Raw genomic sequence first — 17,629 nt, forward strand, 5'->3', positions numbered from 1 at the left:
TTTTTATTTTAAGTTATTTTTCGTAAAAGTAAAGTCGTCAACCAACTAGAGAATGAACCCAATGCCCAGAAAATCAAAAAGCCTATGGTATAAGCACCTAATATGTGCACATGAACACGCTCGTCGAGCACGATCAACTCCATAGGGTCTACCAGACTAAAGAAAACGCCAGTCGCGACACAAGCCATTAAAAAAGCCGGCCACAATACAACCATTAACATGGAACGTATTGATGTTTTTTCTTGTTGCAGATTGCTAGGTTCCAAACTTCACTCCTTTACCGTGATTCACTATTTACTACCGACGACTCAAGATTCAAAGTTCATCCGAAGAAAAGCTAAACACAACTTCACAAACGCACAATAATTTTACTCGCCACTCATCGCACGCAAACTTCAATGTGACGGTGACAAATCCAAATTTCTTTGCAAAGGATTGAGCCAATCGCCAGTAAGTCGCCAATCCGTTGTCTCCAACTTGACGTGCAAGATATGAAGTTCGCCGGTGTTAATAGCACTTTCCAATTTTTTGTCTTGCGATAGATCAGCCTCATACTTACCGGCACTCACAAGCTTAAAAGGCAAGCGGCGAACGACCTCCTCCACAGATCCGTTAGTTGCACCTGAGCTGGCCAAACTAACTTGAACTATATCCGGCAATACTTGCTTAGAACTCATTTGCATCACAATTTTTTTGTTCGCCATATCCAGTTGCAATCCAGCATGTAAAGCTAGTTCGCGCGCCTTGGCATCACGCTGCAAATTGGTATTGATCATTAAGCCTTGGCGATAATAATCTTTCGCAACCACCTGATCAGCGCCACGATATGCAATAAAGCCAGTAAATAAACTCGCACACACAACGAGCAATGGCCCACCGACAACCAACAATAGCCAAGGCTCTTTGTACCAAAGATCTTTCTTGATCGGCTGTGTCAAAATACCTGTATTCATTATGACTCCTTCAATTCAATTCACTTACTTAGGCACTAAGAAAACTGCTTTCTCAGTCACCGAAACATTCGAGTTTTCACTATCATTGATGACGAAACGAATTCTGTTAGAACCAGTGGGTGCGGCGCCAACTGGAATCCTGACACGCACAGGAAATGCGGCGCTAGTTGCAGCTTTAATTGATATCTGTGCTTCGTTCACAATGATGGCGCCAGGAATACCTTTGACAATTATTCTAAAGCTACGCGCAATTTCCTGGGTATTCATAATTTGTAGGCGATAAACGTTTTCTATGTCGCCAACTTCAGTAATTTTAGGCATCGCCCTATCGCGTATGACATCGACTTTCAGAGGTACACGATAAGCCAAAGAGACTGCCGCTGCCAAAACAATCAAACCAAGTATCGCGCCATATACCAAAGTACGCAGACGGAATACCCGTTTCCACATGGCATCCTTAGTCATTTTTTCTGCTAAAGCATGCTCAGTAGTGTAACGAATCAGTCCGCGCTCATATCCCATTTTATCCATGACCTGATCACAGCCATCAATACAAGCACCACAGGCAATACATTCATACTGCAAGCCTTGGCGAATATCAATTCCGGTTGGACAAACCTGGACACAGATTCCACAATCAACACATGATCCTAAACCTTCTGCCTTGAAATCAACTTTCTTATTACGTGAGCCACGTGGCTCCCCGCGCTCGGTATCATAAGTAACGATTAAAGTATCTTTATCAAACATCGCACTCTGAAAGCGTGCGTAAGGACACATGTATTTACAAACCTGCTCACGCATAAAACCGGCGTTACCATAGGTAGCAAACGCATAAAATAGAAACCAGAAAGTTTCCCACGGTCCTAAGCTAAACGAAAATACTTCGCTCGCTAAAGTCTGAATCGGCGTGAAGTAGCCAACGAAGGTAAATCCGGTCCAGAGCGCAATTGCCAGCCAGATAAAATGCTTAGTTGATTTAATGCGAAACTTATTGAGGGACATCGGCGCCTGATCTAACTTCATGCGCGCATTTCTGTCACCTTCAATTTTGGCCTCTACCCACATAAAGATCTCGGTATACACCGTCTGTGGGCAGGCATAGCCGCAGAACAAACGCCCTGCAATGGCGGTAAATAAAAACAAGGACAATGCAGAAATGACTAATAGAACAGCAAGATAAATAAAATCTTGAGGCCATAAAACCAGGCCAAATATGTAGAACTTACGGCTCACCAGATCAAACAGAACTGCCTGTCTATCATTCCAGGTCAACCAAGCAGAGCCATAAAACAGAACCTGCGTAAAAAATACCAATATCCAACGCCAGGATTGAAACCAACCTTTCTGAGAACGCATATAAATCTTTTTACGCTCTTCAAATAAAGCTAATTCCGCTTCGTCACTAGGCACCGGAATAATTGGTATTTTTTTCATATCGTACTACTTTACCTTCTTTTTTTGCCTGCGATACTTTGCAGGCATTCTTACTAATATTAACCAACACATTTGCACAAATACATGCGTGTCGACAGCTTACTCACATTTTTATTTGCTATCGGCCGAGACTTCTGCACTCGCCGCAGCAGGCGTACTTGCAATTTGTTTTAATGCATTTGCATCTGCTGCAGAAACCGTAGTTCCAGAATTTGACAATCCCCAAACGTAGGCAGTCAGCAAATGAATCTTAGCATCGGTCAAAATCGTTTTATGCGCAGGCATTTGATTACCTCGGCCTTTATTGATCGTTTCCATGATGTTGTCGATACCACCGCCATATAACCAGATTTTGTCCGTTAGGTTTGGCGCACCAAGTGCCTGGTTGCCTTTGCCGTCTGCACCGTGACAAGACGCGCACACACCAAATTTGCTTTTTCCAATTGCAGCTTTAATTGGATCATGTGCTGCGCCTGACAAACTCATGACATAGTTGGCGACATTTTTCACATCATCTTCGCCACCTAGTGCAGCAGCCATTGGTGGCATTTGACCTTGACGACCTTCAAGTAAAGTCGTCTTAATAATTTCTGGCGTACCACCATACAACCAATCATTGTCAGTCAAGTTCGGATAGCCTTTGCCGCCCTGTGCATCGGAGCCATGACATTGAGCGCAGTTATTCAAGAACAAACGTTGGCCGATTTCGCGTGCTTGAGGATCCATTGCGACTTGCTTAACATCAGTGTTCAAATACTTATTAAACAAAGGACCGTACTGCGCTTCGCCGTCCTTCATTTCTTTCTGATAGGCACCCTCTTGCGACCAGCCAAAAGTTCCTTTGTAAGAACCCATACCTGGATACACAATCAAATAACCAATGCTAAAAGCAATCGTAAGATAAAACAACCACATCCACCATTTTGGCAACGGATTGTTTTGCTCCATTAACGACTCATCCCAAACGTGACCTGTGGTTTCGGCTGGCAATGGCTTGCCATCCGCACCTATCTTCACTTTAACTTTGGATTGAGACCACAATAGGAGTCCACACGCAAGAATACTAATGCCTGTTAACACAGCAATTGCGGTGCTCCACCATTCGCTAAAAAAATCTGCCATGGCTATTTTCCATTCTCATTATCTTGTGGCAACTGTGCCTGTTCTTCAAAGCGAGCCTTGTTCTTAGAACTAAAGGCCCAGTATAGGATGCCTATGAAAACGATCATGCTAATCACTGTCATCGCACTACTTAAGATCGTAAAATTCATCGTCAACTCTCCTAAAAAGTAATATTCATCCTAGTTCTTGTTCTTGATTGCAGTACCTAATACCTGCAAATACGCGATCAAAGCTTCCATCTCTGTTTTGCCCTTGACTTCGTAAGAAGCTTTTGCAATGTCTTCCGCGCTATAAGGCACACCCAAAGTTTGCATCGCTCGCATTCTTGGCGCCATGCCTGCATCATCGACAGTTGCTTTGAGCAACCATGGATAAGCGGGCATATTTGATTCAGGTACCACAGAACGAGGATCGGTCAAATGATCCTTATGCCAAGTATCGCTGTAACGACCACCAACACGCGCCAAGTCTGGACCTGTACGCTTACTACCCCATTGAAACGGATGATCATAAACAGATTCACCCGCCACAGAGTAGTGACCATAACGCTCTGTCTCTGCGCGGAAAGGACGGATCATTTGTGAATGGCAACCGTAGCAACCTTCACGCAGATAAATATCCCGTCCGGCCAACTGTAAGGCGGTATAGGGCTTCATTCCTTGCACTGCTAAAGTCGTCGACTTTTGAAAAAACAAAGGTACGATTTCGACTAGACCGCCAACACTGATCGTCAAAATGACCAGTACCAACATAAGACCGATATTGCGCTCGATCAAATCATGAGTAAATTTACGCATAGTTATTCTCCTGATGATGTCGAGGTTAAGCGTGAGCAGTATGAGCTGGCAATGCAGGGATCGCATTGCTGACAGGTTTTGCCAGCATCATTGTTTTAGCAACGTTATAAACCATCAATAACATGCCACTCAAATACAAAACACCACCAGCTAGGCGAATTACATAGTAAGGATACGTCGCTTTAACAGATTCAACGAAGGTGTAAGTCAAAGTTCCATCCTCGTTGACTGCGCGCCACATCAAGCCTTGCATCACACCCGCAATCCACATCGCAGCGATATAAAGAACAATACCTATCGTCGCAATCCAGAAATGCATTTCGATCAGGCGTTTGCTGTACATTTCAGTCTGACCAAACAAACGTGGTACCAGATAGTACAAACTACCAATAGAGATAAAACCAACCCAACCCAAAGCACCAGAATGAACGTGCCCCACTGTCCAATCAGTGTAATGTGACAAGGCATTTACCGTTTTGATCGCCATCATCGGTCCTTCGAAAGTCGACATACCGTAGAACGATAAAGAAACGATCAAGAAACGTAAGATAGGGTCAGAACGCAGCTTGCTCCAAGCGCCGGATAAAGTCATCACACCGTTAACCATACCGCCCCAAGATGGTGCCAGCAAAATCAAGGAAAACAACATACCAATCGATTGCGCCCAATCAGGCAACGCGGTGTAGTGCAAATGATGCGGACCTGCCCACATATACGTAAAGATCAGCGCCCAAAAGTGAACGATAGACAAACGATAGGAGTACACAGGACGACCGATTTGCTTTGGCACGAAGTAATACATCATTCCAAGGAAACCTGCAGTCAAGAAGAATCCGACCGCGTTATGTCCATACCACCATTGCACCATTGCATCTTGCACGCCAGAGTAGGCGGAATAAGATTTCAAAAACGAAACAGGCATAGCCGCACTATTAACGATATGCAGTACTGCAACCGCAACGATGAACGCACCATAGAACCAGTTCGCAACGTAAATATGCTCAACTTTACGTTTTACGATAGTGCCAAAAAATACAACAGCGTACGATACCCAAACTACAGCGATCAGAATATCAATAGGCCACTCTAATTCAGCATATTCTTTGCCTTGAGTAAATCCCATAGGCAAACTGATTGCTGCAGCAACGATCACCAATTGCCACCCCCAGAACACAAACTCAATCAAAGGGCCACCGAATAAGCGAACATTACAAGTGCGCTGCACAACATAGAACGAAGTCGCAAACAGTGCACAGCCACCGAATGCGAAAATCACTGCATTGGTGTGTAGAGGACGCAATCGCCCATAGCTCAACCAAGGAATTCCGGATAAAAATTCTGGCCAGGCAAGTTGAGTTGCAATCAGCACGCCTACTAGCATGCCGACGACACCCCAAACTACTGCCATGACAGAAAATTGGCGAACAACGCGATAGTTGTAGGTATTTTCATTGTTTATAGTCATGATCTCACTCGGTTAAAGAATACAGTTGCAGGATAACAATCGTTCCACAGAGCTACATTGATACAAATCAAATGTAACCTGTATTACAAAGCAACTTTTTACCCAAATACAGGACTTCCATGAAATACCGTGAAAAAATGCGAAAAATCTCAAAATTTAGGAAAAAAAAAGACAGTCCGAAGACTGTCTTTTTCTAATACCCGATGCGCCGCATCTTATATAAAATCTTGGAAAACAATTTTACATAGTTTTATTGAGCCGCATTCAGATTTGATTTTGATGCTAAGGCTGCGCGATTAACGGTGACCTTTGCTTTTTGTTTCAACGCCTCGACATAACTGTAAACTTCTTGTTGTGCCACAGAGTTTTCTACTTGCTTGCCTTCCGACAAACGACGAGCAGGATCTGGCGTAGCTTGCGTTACTTTAGAGATACGATATACCTCATACCCTTGCCCCGCCACCTCAACGCCTACAAAGCTTGGCAATTTTTGCACATCTGCTTTTACCACAGCTAAAAATGCCTCATTACTCAACTCTGGCTTTTTCAAACGAGATACTGTTTTTGCTTCAGCGAATCCACTTGCATTATCTGCTGACTTTAAAGCCAACAATTTGGCCTCCCCAGCCTTCTTTGCTAGAGCTAGGGATTCAGTTTGAACAATCTTAGCTTGAATAACCGCTTTCACTTCATCAAAAGGACGCTTGCTAGCTGGCTTATATTCAACTACACGTCCTGCCACCAAAGTATTAGGTGCGATTTCAGTTGCTTCTGTATTGTGCTTCTTCTTTAATGAATCCTCAGAAAAAATCGCTTTCAAAAACTTAGGGTTATTTGCAATCATGGTTGCAGGCGCGCCTGGTATACTTTGACGCTGCAAATTGCTAACCTGTTCAATCTTTAGCTTCAATTTCTCTGAGATTGGCTTCAAACTATCTGGCTGTTCATACGCCATATTTGTGAAAGCTTCAGAAGCTTCGGCATAGGCCTTTGCAGCTTTCTGCTTTTTGATATCCGCAACCAATTGTGCTTTCACTTCGTCCAAAGGCTTTATGGCAACTGGTTTAACTGCAGTCAGCTGAATAATGTGGATACCGAATTCACTTTGTACCAGATCACTGATCTCACCTTGTTTTAACTTAAACACGACTTCATCAAACGCCTTCACCATAGCGCCACGAGAGAAATAATCGAGATCGCCACCACGCTCAGCGGAACCCAAATCCTGAGAGTTTTCTTTCGCTAACTTAGCAAATTGATCGGGACTCTTACGCACTTGTGCCAACAAAGCTGCAGCTTTGTCTTTTACCGCCTTAATTTCATCCGCACTCGCGTCTTTTTTCAAGTTTAATAAAATATGGCTGGCACGGCGTTGCTCATCCGTTGTGTAATTCTTTTTGTTTTGTTCATAATGTGCGAGCACGTCTGCGTCAGCGACTGTGATCTGCTCCGCCAAAGCCTCATTACTCAACACAACATACTCTGCATTAACCAATTCTGGAATCTCAAATTGCGCCGTATTTTTATCGTAGTAAGCACGCAAAATAGCATCCGTGATTTTGACATCGGCCGCAAAGTCTTTTGCTTTGAAAGTCAAAGACTGAACTTCACGCTCTTGCTCAGAGATCATCGCGATACGTTCAGCGACAGTTTTTGAAGTAATCGCAGAATTTTGTACAGAATTAACTAACTGCTGCAATGCCAGATCTTGGCGCAAGCTTGCTTCATACATTGCAGGTGTCATGCCCTGCATCGCCAATAAACTCTTATAGCGATCCGTATCAAACGTGTTATCAGGCTTCTTCAAGCCTGGCGTTTCGAGAATATTCTGTTGCAAAGACTGATCCGTCACAGTCAATTTGTTTTTTACAGTTTCTGCGCTCATTGCTTTACGCGCAATCAAGTCATCCAAAATACCTTGACGCGCTTCAGGCGTATTGAGCATCTGTGCATCAAATTCAGGGCCGTAAGCCTGCTTCAATCGATCCAATTGACTACGCATAGCCTGATCAAACTCTTGCTGGCTAATTGCTTGACCTGCGACCGTCGCCACCGATGTATTAGCATCACGCGAACGCATGAAACTATCGACACCAAACAAAGCAAATGATGGAAAAATAATCACCAAGAGCACGCCTTGCATGATGCGTTTATGGGTACGAATATACTCAAACATGGTTTACCGATCAATTCGAAAAAAATTACCAAGAGAAATATAAAAAAAGGCGAACATAGGTTCGCCTTTTAGATGTTGGCGGAGCGGACGGGGCTCGAACCCGCGACCCCCGGCGTGACAGGCCGGTATTCTAACCAACTGAACTACCACTCCAATTTCCTGCTATTGCTGATATTTGGTGGGCGCTGAGAGGCTCGAACTCCCGACCTAAGCCTTGTAAGGGCTCCGCTCTACCAACTGAGCTAAGCGCCCCATCCATCAACAACATTGCGATTTAATCCCTCAAATCGCGAAGAGCATTAGTTTACCGCATCTTTCAAAGCTTTGCCAGGCTTAAATTTAGGAACCTTAGCAGACTTAATCTTGATTGCTTCACCTGTGCGCGGATTGCGGCCAGTACGTGCAGCACGCTTTCCAACTGAGAAAGTACCAAAACCAACTAGCGTTACTGTACCGTTCTTTTTCAATGTTGTTTTAACCGCAGCAATTACTGCATCCAATGCACGTCCTGAAGCAGCTTTAGACAAATCGGCAGATTTAGCAATATGGTCGATCAATTCAGTTTTATTCACTTATGGTCCCCTCACAAAAAATTAACACTACGATGATGTTTTTGGCTTAAAACCAAGACTGTGCAAGCTCTACGGTCTAGCGCAAAATTTGCATCCGGTATTAGATCAAGGCGATCAGCCTCATGTCAAGCGCTTTGAATGTTTTTTAAACCGCAGCCACAAAAAAATACTGAAAAGTCTAACGAATGCACGCTTTTTCTACATGGGTGGGTCTTTATCGCCCAACAAACACAGCTTCGATTTCTTCTAATTGGGAGATTTCTATCGCGGCTGTGAGCAAACACAAAAGACCTGCTGACGTATAGGATTGATATCGAGATCGAGATAAAAATTAAATTGACGAGAATCTGCAGATTTGAACATATCAAAGTTCAAAATCGTTTTCCAGATACATGGGGCTCAAAAAATCGCATATAGTTGAGCCCTTTAACGCAAAACATAGACGGTTGATACTCATGATGAAATTTGATGTAGCTATAGTTGGAAGTGGTTTAGCTGGTTTATCGGTTGCACTGCATTTAGCACAAACACATAAAGTCGCCATCATCTCTAAACGAACTCTTTTAGACGGTGCCAGCAACTGGGCGCAAGGAGGTATCGCCGCGGTACTTGACTCACATGACAGCCACGAACAGCATATTGCCGACACTATTGTTGCTGGTGCGGGATTGTGCGATGAAAGTGCGACCCGCACTATCATAGAACAAGGACGTGCAGCGATCGACTGGTTAATCGAGCAAGGCGTCCCCTTCACCAAAGATCAACATGCCGAACTAGGATTTCACTTGACTCGTGAAGGCGGACATAGCCAACGTCGCATCATTCACGCCGCCGATGCTACCGGCCATGCGGTACAAATCACGCTAGAACAATTAGTACGCAGTCACCCCAATATAAGCCTATTTGAACATCATTACGCCATTGACGTGATCACCTCCAGCAAAGTCGGCGACACCTCAGCCACACCTCATTGCTTGGGCTTATATGTACAAGATGTGAAGTCAGGTGCTGTGCATACGGTTAGCGCGCAACACACGGTAATGGCAACTGGTGGTGCGGGCAAAGTCTATCTCTACACAACAAATCCGGACACTGCGACTGGCGATGGTATCGCCATGGCATGGCGTGCTGGGTGTCGCGTTGCTAATATGGAGTTCATGCAATTCCATCCCACGTGCTTATATCATCCTTATGCTAAGTCCTTTTTAATTACGGAAGCAGTCCGTGGTGAAGGTGGCATATTAAAGCTTCCTCCTGAAGCCGGCTCTGCAGCAGGTTCTCGTTTTATGCTGGCACATGACGAACGCGCTGAACTCGCGCCGCGCGACGTAGTAGCAAGAGCAATTGACTTCGAGATGAAAAAACGCGGACTCGATTATGTAGAGTTAGACATCAGTCACCAACCACCAGAATTTTTAAAGGAGCACTTCCCCACTATTTACGCACGCTGTTTAGAGCTAGGCATAGACATTACCAAGCAGGCGATTCCCGTGGTACCTGCCGTTCACTTCACCTGCGGTGGGGTTGTCACAGACACTTTAGGTAGAACTGATATTCCAGGTTTATATGCGGTTGGTGAAACGGCTTACACTGGCTTGCACGGTGCCAATCGTCTCGCGAGCAATTCTTTATTAGAATGTTTAGTTGTAGGCAAAGCGGCAGCACAGCATATAGGAGCTCAAAACCGTATAGAGATTCCTGACCTACCGGCATGGGATGAGAGCCGCGTCTCGGATGCAGACGAAGAAGTCGTGATTGCCAACAACTGGGATGAATTACGCCGTTTTATGTGGAATTATGTTGGCATCGTACGCACTACGAAACGCTTGGAACGTGCCAAACATCGCATTAAATTGCTAAAAGAAGAAATCGACGAGTACTACGCCAATTTCCGCATCTCAAACAATTTATTAGAGCTACGCAATCTGGTTGAAGTAGCGTCGCTGATCGTCAACAGCGCCTTATCACGCCGTGAAAGCCGTGGTCTGCATTTCAGTCGCGACTATCCAGACACGATGCCAAAAGCCTTAGCTACCGTTCTATCGCCCAAACAAAAAATAAAGCCACCAAAAAAATAAATTCGACGGTTTTCTTCGAAGTCAGCACAAAATAGTCGCGACCAAAACACACTTGAGTATCAAATTGAGGTCATCTGACAACGGGTCTCAATCTATTTCGTGTCCCAAATACAGTCACGATTTTTCAACTGCCATTTCTTAATCAGCCAAGCCATCAACGTCTCGAATTTTATTTAAAGCTTCATCGATACGATCAACCGCGATAATTTGCAATCCTTCGATTTTTTGTTTCGGGGCATTCGATTTAGGAATCATCGCAACCGAAAAGCCCAATTTAGCCGCTTCGCGCAAACGCTCCTGCCCGCGGGGTGCGGGACGAATCTCTCCCGCTAACCCGACCTCACCAAAGACAACAAGCCCGCGTGGCAAAGGTTTATTTCGCATCGAGGAATTAATCGCCAACAGCACAGCCAAATCCGCTGCTGGCTCAGTAATTTTTACACCTCCTACCGCATTAATAAAAACATCTTGATCAAAGGCAGCAACACCGGCGTGCCTATGCAATACCGCAAGTAACATTGCCAAACGATTTTGCTCCAAGCCGACTGATAAACGTTTGGCGTTCGGTGCGTGCGAAGTATCAACCAGTGCTTGGATCTCCACCAATAAGGGGCGCGTCCCTTCTTGCGTCACCATCACACAAGAGCCAGCAACTTGGGTATCGTGTTGTGATAGGAAAAGCGCGGAAGGGTTAGACACGCCTTTCAAGCCACGCTCTGTCATGGCGAATACGCCTAGCTCATTCACCGCACCAAAACGATTTTTTATCGCTCGCACCAAACGAAAACTAGAGTGTGTATCGCCTTCAAAATACAACACGGTATCAACAATATGTTCTAATACGCGCGGCCCAGCTAAAGCACCTTCTTTCGTCACATGCCCGACCAAAATCATAGTGATATTCATCATTTTGGCGACTCGGGTCAGTTGCGCAGCACATTCGCGTACTTGTGCTACCGACCCTGGAGCAGAAGTCAGTGCGTCAGAGTAGATGGTTTGTATAGAATCGATCACGACAACTTGAGGCTTATATTCCGCAAGAGTATTCAGAATTTTTTCCAGCTGAATCTCGGCTTGCAATGACAAGCCGCCAGCCTCAACCATTAAGCGCTTTGCCCGTAAGGCGATCTGCGCTCCCGACTCTTCACCGCTTACGTATAAGACTTTCTTTATTTTGTTTAGATTTGATAAAGCCTGCAATAACAACGTCGACTTACCAATTCCTGGATCACCACCGATCAACACCACCCCACCAGGGACTAGGCCTCCGCCCAAAACACGGTCAAACTCCTCAATCCCAGTCCCAAAACGTGGAATATCTTGCGCATCGATATCGGCCAGATTCAATATCGGTGCAGTTTGTGCGATGCCTTGGTATTTTGTATTTGAGAATCGATTTCCAGCTTCCTCCACGATGGTTTCAACCAAAGTATTCCACTGCTGACAAGAAGGGCACTGCCCCGCCCATTTACTTTGCACTCCACCACATTCTGTACAGGTGTAATTAGTTTTTTGTTTAGCCATATGGAACGCAATCGATATGAAGTGTTGAGATAAGCAAGAAGAATACTGATATTTTACCCAGTATTACTTGGCATGCTTGCACTATCTCAAAGAATTATTCGATGTTTCATGCGATATTTCATGGTATAAAGCTTGCCTGCCCGATAAAGCATATCGCGCATGTGACTAGACAAAGGTGCACGGATCGAATGAAACGCGGTTTTTATACAATCATGGCAGCGCAGTTTTTTTCTTCGCTAGCCGATAATGCGCTGCTCATCGCAGCAATGGCACTCTTAGTTTCTATGCACGAACCAGCCTGGATGACTCCCTTACTCAAATGGAGCTTCGCGCTGTCGTATGTAGTGCTTGCTGCGTTTGTTGGTGCATTTGCTGATTCGCGGCCCAAAGGTAAAGTTATGTTCATCACCAATTTGATCAAAGTTGGTGGCTGCGGACTAATGTTTTTTGATGTACATCCTGTGATTGCCTACGGTGTCGTTGGTTTCGGTGCCGCGGCTTATTCTCCGGCGAAATATGGCATCCTGACCGAATTATTACCGCCTGAAAAATTGGTGGCAGCGAACGGCTGGATTGAGGGCTTAACGATTAGTTCAATTATTCTGGGTGTGCTGCTAGGTGGCAAACTGATAGATCCACAAATTTCTGCCAAACTATTGGCATTCGATTTCCCTGTTATAGATTTAGGGGTAGACACCACCAATGAGTCAGCGCTTTGTGTGATCACATTGTGCTACATGATTGCCGCTATATTTAACCGCTATATTCCAGACACTGGCGCGAAGTATCACAAACAAGAATCCAATCCGATTTGTTTACTACGTGATTTTGCACATTGCTCGGCAAAACTTTGGAAAGATAAACTGGGTCAAATCTCACTCTCCGTCACAACTTTGTTTTGGGGTGCCGGGGCAACCTTACAATTGCTAGTGTTGGAATGGGCTAAGGTTAATTTGAATATGCCTTTGAATAAAGGAACTGAGTTGCAAGGTGTATTTGCACTGGGCATTGCATTAGGCGCACTTTTTGCTGCTCGCATTGTCCCTCTGAAGAAGTCACTCTCGGTTATGCCGCTCGGAGTTGTCATGGGCCTAGTAGTGACATCGATGATTTTTGTTAAATCAGTTTGGTTAGCCTACCCTCTTCTAATCTTCATTGGTGGATTAGCGGGTTTCTTCGTTGTCCCTATGAACGCATTGCTGCAACATCGAGGCCATGTATTAATGAGTGCGGGACACTCAATCGCCGTACAGAATTTCAATGAGAATTTATCGATCCTCGTTGTACTGGCGCTTTATAGCTTCATGGTGTCATTGGCACTACACACTAGTATTATTATCGTGATCTTCGGACTTTTTGTGGCATCGACCATGTATATGGTCATGCTAAAACATAAAGCCAACCAAAAGATATTTGATTCAGTCGCGCAAATAGGCGAACAAAAACACGAGTAAATTCAAAATACACGTCAAGTAGGGACCAAGGGTATAGTTCACCATTTATTTTGAATTGCACCCAGGGTTTCAGTCGATGATATCTATTAACAACGAGATCAAGGCAACACCTGGGTAGCACGTGATACCCAATCATTTGGCACCACCATACCTCGACAAAACTCTTGCATCAGACTGCTATTTTTTTTCATGATTGCCACCATTATCGGCGTACTATCTGCGGCAAAGTGTCTGTGTAGCGACTCAAGTATCATTGATCTATCCATCACTTCGTCAGATGAAACTTGAGCAGGCGCCAACCATTGGAGCCGATCCAATTTCAATGCATAAGGAATGGCTAGCTGCTCAAATTCATCTACCGTCCACCAAAAACCCATACAGTGATTCGCCGCAATGCCTGCGACCGACATCAAGCTATGATCAGTACTATGATAGAACAACCAGCCTTTAATTAAAGCCTTTGCCGCAATAACTTTAGATTGCACTAACTTTCGCGCACTTTCGTGCTGAGATAACGTAAGTTGTTGTTGCAGAATTTTCCGCATCTTGGCACCCAAATTATCGTTCAAGTTTGGCCCGAGATAATTAAAAACCGTCATTGGACGAGTTACATCTATTGAACGATGAAATAAGTAAAATTTTGTCGCCAGCTCAATATGTAGCAAACCTCCCTGGGCATACAATAGATAATCAAATTCGCCTATGGTTTCAGATTTTTCGCTGTGTACCTGTAGACCATGTGAGTACAAAAGGCCTTCATGGCTAAAATAAAAAGCTAATAATTTTTCAGCGTAATGCCCGAGGCGTAAATATTTATGTATCGTTAGCGCTTCATGCAAAGGCGTTGGGTGCGCATTTAAGGCAAATAACCAAGTTCGTAGTTTTTCTCGATTTGGAATATCTAACGTGCCGATTTGTTGCCACCAGACAGGTGCGCTTTTATCTAACAAATCTGGCGATGTTAACAGCCACGCTAACGCTCTGACATGAGGATCACTCAATTGAGACCACTCTTGATGAAAACTATTTTGGTAAGTATCCATTGATTATCTCTTTTGAATGTCGACTAACTCCAAGCCAGCAAATGCTTTACTTTACAGAGATCCTGCCAAACAGCATACTTGGATTCAGGGTGTTCTAATAAGAAATGTGCATCATAAGTAACGACAACAGGAATCCTTTGATAAGCGTGTTGCATTTGGCGCATATCACCTTCATCATTTTCACGACCCAAAAGTATTCTGCCTAATTGCTCACCAAAAACCAAGACAATCTGTGGCTGCACTGAGCTGATCTGTTTAATCAAAAAACTCATGCATAGTCTCGCAGCATCGGACGCCATCGCACTAAGTTTGGCTTGAGACAAATCAGAAATTTGCGCCTTCAATATTGATGTCCGATAAATGTCTCGCTTTACCGAAGATTGCTTTGATTGAGCGTCATCCGCAAGCAATGCATTTAACATATTGAGCATGAGCTTTTCCGACTGCTGCAAAGCTGGGTCAAGTTGAGCCAATTTTTCCGATATTGACCAATCTGCGATCACTAGTATGGACGCCGTGGCATCACCAGTTCCGAGCACCCCCTTGCCAAACTTTGCGCACAGCGAACAAGCCTGGCATTGTTGCAGCTCAGCCTGCATTTTATGCCATGGGTTAAAATGCTTATCATCGATAGTGGCTGTCAATGCTTGCATTGGTGCTGTTACTGCCGCAACAATGACTTCCGATTCATCGATTGGCTCTTCCACAGTTGACTTTACCGATTGACGCAACCGCCAAACCTCGCCGACACCGAGATTATTTAGATAGTAATCACGCATCTCAGTCATAGAGTCTTTTCTTTAGCCATGATTAATTATTTCGGGTATCTGGATACGCATCACAATCGCATCTTCACGATTGAATTGATCAACCGGATAATAAGCTTTACGACGGCCAATCTCAACGAAGCCAAACTGTTTGTAGATTCCTTGAGCCCGCAGATTGCTGATACGGACTTCCAACATAATCGACAAATATTTTCTAATACTTGCCATCGCCATCATTTGCTCAAGTAAAACCCTAGCATATCCCTGACCTTGATAGCGAGAGCTCACCGCAAAAGTCAGCAAATGCAATTCCTCAAGAACTGGCATCAAAAAGAAATAAGCGATCAAAGCGCCATTTTGCGTACGAATTCCAATCGCCTCATGGGGATTGGCAAATGAATCTAGAAAATTCCCCCGAGTCCAAGGATGGGAATACACAGCTTCTTCTATCGCCAAAATCTCATCCAGATCAGTTACACCTAACTGGCTGCAATAATAGGTGTGCGATTCTGATCGCAACGGAGTTGGACTTTGCATAATTAAACGCCTCGCTGCAATTGCCGCTCAATAGTTGTTTGTGCCACCTTGTTTCGTAGATACAAAGGTTGAGCATGTGCCGCGTCAAAATGCAGACCTAATTCAAATGCACGCCGCGCAATTTCAAGCGCAAAAGTTGCATGAGGCTCTGCTTTTGCACACTCTAGATACGCGTAAGACTCTGGCAAGTCCAATCCTTTTCCAAGTACCACTTGCAATTTCTTAGATACGGCATAATCAAGCGCTACTTCGAATTTGCTTAAGCAAGGAGCGACAAGTTCGTGCCATTGTCCATCTTGTCGACTGTAATGCGCCCAATAAACCTCGTCCATTCGCGCATCAAGCAAACACAATATCTCAGCCGATCCCAATTTCATGTGAACTGTCTCAGCCATAATTGCCAGACTCACGACAGGTATCACCGGGATGTCCAAGCCAAATGCCAAGCCCTGCACCACACCGCATGCGGTACGTGTGCCAGTAAATGCACCAGGACCACAACCAAAGGCAAGCGCATTCACTTGATTCAGTCGCACTCCCGCTTCCACAAATAATTCTTGAACCGCTGGTAGTAAGCCCTGTGAATGTGTTTGCACGCCAGATAAATCGCGGCTAATAATGCGCTCACCGGCACTCAGTGCCACCGAGGCCAATTCAGTTGAAGTTTCAATTGCTAAGAGGATGATAGTCATGTGCTTATTTTACCTTGTCCTGCTTGCTTTCCCTAGCGTATGTCGCTTAATGCATTTTTACTTGTTGAGCTTTTTTTGTACGCGCATCATGGGTTAAAATAGGATATGACCTCACACATTTCAGCAAGCGACGATTTTCACGCGATTCAAGATGAACTCGCCACTAAATCTTGGCTTGTAGCCTGTTTATGCGCCGCCTGGTGCGACACCTGCCAAACCTATCGTTCAGGCTTTGATCAACTACGCCATCAACACGCTGACAAGTGTTTTGTATGGTTAGATATCGAAGACCATGCCAGCTTGGCAGAAGATTTAGACATTGAAAATTTTCCGACCATTTTGATTCAATATGAGGAAAAAATTTTATTCCTCGGCACCATGCTTCCAGATTCAAATTTGGTAAACCGTTTGCTACAAGCCTTAGAACAACAACTTAGCAAATCAGGCTTAGAGAAAATTAATCCCTCGATACAAGCTAGTGAACATCAAGTCGCAGCCGATTGGAGCTTACGGCAATTAATCCTAGATTACCAAACCAAATAATAGACCGCCAATCTGCATGGTGCACGCTAGTCTCGAATTCAATTCACGAATCGTGATTTTCAAATAGCAAGCATGAAAAAAGGGACTAGATTTGCATCTAGTCCCTTAAATCTGGTGCGGCTGGCAGGAATCGAACCCACGACCCCTTGGTTCGTAGCCAAGTACTCTATCCAGCTGAGCTACAGCCGCGAAGAACAAGAGTATAGCAGAGTGCGCGGCAAATATGAAGCCTTGAAATGAGGATAAAACCAAGAATCACGGATTTACTACGCAAGGTCTTATTTTTAAACTAGGCGCAGCAATAATACTGACGGAAAAACTTGCTTCATAACGAAAAAAGGGACTAGATTTGCATCTAGTCCCTTAAATCTGGTGCGGCTGGCAGGAATCGAACCCACGACCCCTTGGTTCGTAGCCAAGTACTCTATCCAGCTGAGCTACAGCCGCGAAAAACGCAATTATAGCACAG

General features: G+C 44.5%; 17 protein-coding genes and 4 tRNA genes. 3 read left to right on the top strand and 18 right to left on the bottom strand.

Annotated elements, in window-relative coordinates:
- Nucleotides 1-8 precede the first annotated feature (8 nt).
- The 11 genes from ACO0KZ_RS11130 to ACO0KZ_RS11180 all read right to left on the bottom strand — a co-directional run bounded on the left by ACO0KZ_RS11130 (nucleotide 9) and on the right by ACO0KZ_RS11180 (nucleotide 8,522).
- Entirely contained in the window at nucleotides 9-266 is a 258-nt protein-coding gene (locus tag ACO0KZ_RS11130) for a hypothetical protein (protein ID WP_422995220.1), read from the bottom strand.
- Between the two features lie 129 nt (nucleotides 267-395).
- Complete coding sequence (locus ACO0KZ_RS11135; RefSeq protein ID WP_422995221.1) at nucleotides 396-953, bottom strand: FixH family protein; 558 nt, start codon at nucleotides 951-953, stop codon at nucleotides 396-398.
- A 24-nt stretch (nucleotides 954-977) separates the two neighbouring features.
- Nucleotides 978-2,390 (bottom strand): cytochrome c oxidase accessory protein CcoG, encoded by a 1,413-nt coding sequence (gene ccoG / locus ACO0KZ_RS11140; protein WP_422995222.1) that lies wholly within the window; start codon nucleotides 2,388-2,390, stop codon nucleotides 978-980.
- Nucleotides 2,391-2,501: 111 nt separating this feature from the next.
- Nucleotides 2,502-3,512 carry a cytochrome-c oxidase, cbb3-type subunit III gene (gene ccoP / locus ACO0KZ_RS11145; protein ID WP_422995223.1) on the bottom strand — a complete coding sequence of 337 codons (1,011 nt, stop codon included), beginning with the start codon at nucleotides 3,510-3,512 and terminating at the stop codon, nucleotides 2,502-2,504.
- A gap of 2 nt (nucleotides 3,513-3,514) precedes the next feature.
- Nucleotides 3,515-3,661 (bottom strand): cbb3-type cytochrome oxidase subunit 3, encoded by a 147-nt coding sequence (locus tag ACO0KZ_RS11150; protein ID WP_422995224.1) that lies wholly within the window; start codon nucleotides 3,659-3,661, stop codon nucleotides 3,515-3,517.
- A 30-nt stretch (nucleotides 3,662-3,691) separates the two neighbouring features.
- A complete protein-coding gene (ccoO, locus tag ACO0KZ_RS11155) occupies nucleotides 3,692-4,309 on the bottom strand; it encodes a cytochrome-c oxidase, cbb3-type subunit II (protein ID WP_422995225.1) in 618 nt (205 codons plus the stop codon).
- A gap of 25 nt (nucleotides 4,310-4,334) precedes the next feature.
- A complete protein-coding gene (ccoN, locus tag ACO0KZ_RS11160; RefSeq protein WP_422995226.1) occupies nucleotides 4,335-5,774 on the bottom strand; it encodes a cytochrome-c oxidase, cbb3-type subunit I in 1,440 nt (479 codons plus the stop codon).
- A 250-nt stretch (nucleotides 5,775-6,024) separates the two neighbouring features.
- Nucleotides 6,025-7,950, bottom strand: a complete 1,926-nt coding sequence (locus ACO0KZ_RS11165; protein WP_422995227.1) for a SurA N-terminal domain-containing protein — start codon at nucleotides 7,948-7,950, stop codon at nucleotides 6,025-6,027.
- Nucleotides 7,951-8,026: 76 nt separating this feature from the next.
- Nucleotides 8,027-8,103 (bottom strand) — tRNA-Asp (locus ACO0KZ_RS11170).
- 23 nt (nucleotides 8,104-8,126) lie between these two features.
- Nucleotides 8,127-8,202, bottom strand: a tRNA-Val gene (locus ACO0KZ_RS11175).
- Between the two features lie 47 nt (nucleotides 8,203-8,249).
- Nucleotides 8,250-8,522, bottom strand: a complete 273-nt coding sequence (locus tag ACO0KZ_RS11180; RefSeq protein ID WP_314861281.1) for an HU family DNA-binding protein — start codon at nucleotides 8,520-8,522, stop codon at nucleotides 8,250-8,252.
- 458 nt (nucleotides 8,523-8,980) lie between these two features.
- Between ACO0KZ_RS11180 and nadB the strand changes: the two genes are divergently transcribed.
- The gene (gene nadB / locus ACO0KZ_RS11185; RefSeq protein ID WP_422995308.1) at nucleotides 8,981-10,600 is read left to right on the top strand and encodes an L-aspartate oxidase; all 1,620 of its coding nucleotides are present in this window, start codon (nucleotides 8,981-8,983) and stop codon (nucleotides 10,598-10,600) included.
- A gap of 138 nt (nucleotides 10,601-10,738) precedes the next feature.
- Here the strand turns inward: nadB and radA are convergent, their stop codons facing one another.
- Nucleotides 10,739-12,124, bottom strand: a complete 1,386-nt coding sequence (radA, locus tag ACO0KZ_RS11190) for a DNA repair protein RadA (protein WP_422995228.1) — start codon at nucleotides 12,122-12,124, stop codon at nucleotides 10,739-10,741.
- A gap of 188 nt (nucleotides 12,125-12,312) precedes the next feature.
- On the opposite strand from radA, the gene lplT reads away from it, so the two are divergent.
- Nucleotides 12,313-13,578, top strand: a complete 1,266-nt coding sequence (gene lplT, locus ACO0KZ_RS11195) for a lysophospholipid transporter LplT (RefSeq protein ID WP_422995229.1) — start codon at nucleotides 12,313-12,315, stop codon at nucleotides 13,576-13,578.
- A gap of 98 nt (nucleotides 13,579-13,676) precedes the next feature.
- Here lplT and ACO0KZ_RS11200 read toward each other — a convergent pair whose 3' ends face one another.
- Genes ACO0KZ_RS11200 through tsaB form a run of 4 tightly spaced genes read right to left on the bottom strand, consistent with a single transcriptional unit; the run spans nucleotide 13,677 to nucleotide 16,617 of the window.
- The gene (locus ACO0KZ_RS11200) at nucleotides 13,677-14,621 is read right to left on the bottom strand and encodes a DUF1853 family protein (RefSeq protein ID WP_422995230.1); all 945 of its coding nucleotides are present in this window, start codon (nucleotides 14,619-14,621) and stop codon (nucleotides 13,677-13,679) included.
- A gap of 23 nt (nucleotides 14,622-14,644) precedes the next feature.
- Nucleotides 14,645-15,409, bottom strand: a complete 765-nt coding sequence (locus tag ACO0KZ_RS11205; RefSeq protein ID WP_422995231.1) for a uracil-DNA glycosylase family protein — start codon at nucleotides 15,407-15,409, stop codon at nucleotides 14,645-14,647.
- 12 nt (nucleotides 15,410-15,421) lie between these two features.
- Entirely contained in the window at nucleotides 15,422-15,925 is a 504-nt protein-coding gene (gene rimI, locus ACO0KZ_RS11210; RefSeq protein ID WP_422995232.1) for a ribosomal protein S18-alanine N-acetyltransferase, read from the bottom strand.
- Nucleotides 15,926-15,927: 2 nt separating this feature from the next.
- The gene (tsaB, locus tag ACO0KZ_RS11215; RefSeq protein WP_422995233.1) at nucleotides 15,928-16,617 is read right to left on the bottom strand and encodes a tRNA (adenosine(37)-N6)-threonylcarbamoyltransferase complex dimerization subunit type 1 TsaB; all 690 of its coding nucleotides are present in this window, start codon (nucleotides 16,615-16,617) and stop codon (nucleotides 15,928-15,930) included.
- 105 nt (nucleotides 16,618-16,722) lie between these two features.
- On the opposite strand from tsaB, the gene ACO0KZ_RS11220 reads away from it, so the two are divergent.
- On the top strand, nucleotides 16,723-17,160 hold the full coding sequence (locus ACO0KZ_RS11220; protein WP_422995234.1) for a thioredoxin family protein: 438 nt from the start codon (nucleotides 16,723-16,725) through the stop codon (nucleotides 17,158-17,160).
- Nucleotides 17,161-17,272: 112 nt separating this feature from the next.
- On the opposite strand, the gene ACO0KZ_RS11225 is transcribed toward ACO0KZ_RS11220, so the two are convergent.
- Nucleotides 17,273-17,349 (bottom strand) — tRNA-Arg (locus ACO0KZ_RS11225).
- Between the two features lie 181 nt (nucleotides 17,350-17,530).
- Nucleotides 17,531-17,607, bottom strand: a tRNA-Arg gene (locus ACO0KZ_RS11230).
- Nucleotides 17,608-17,629 lie beyond the last annotated feature (22 nt).

Origin of the sequence: Undibacterium sp. Di24W, assembly GCF_049340325.1 — a bacterium.
Lineage (GTDB): Bacteria > Pseudomonadota > Gammaproteobacteria > Burkholderiales > Burkholderiaceae_D > Undibacterium.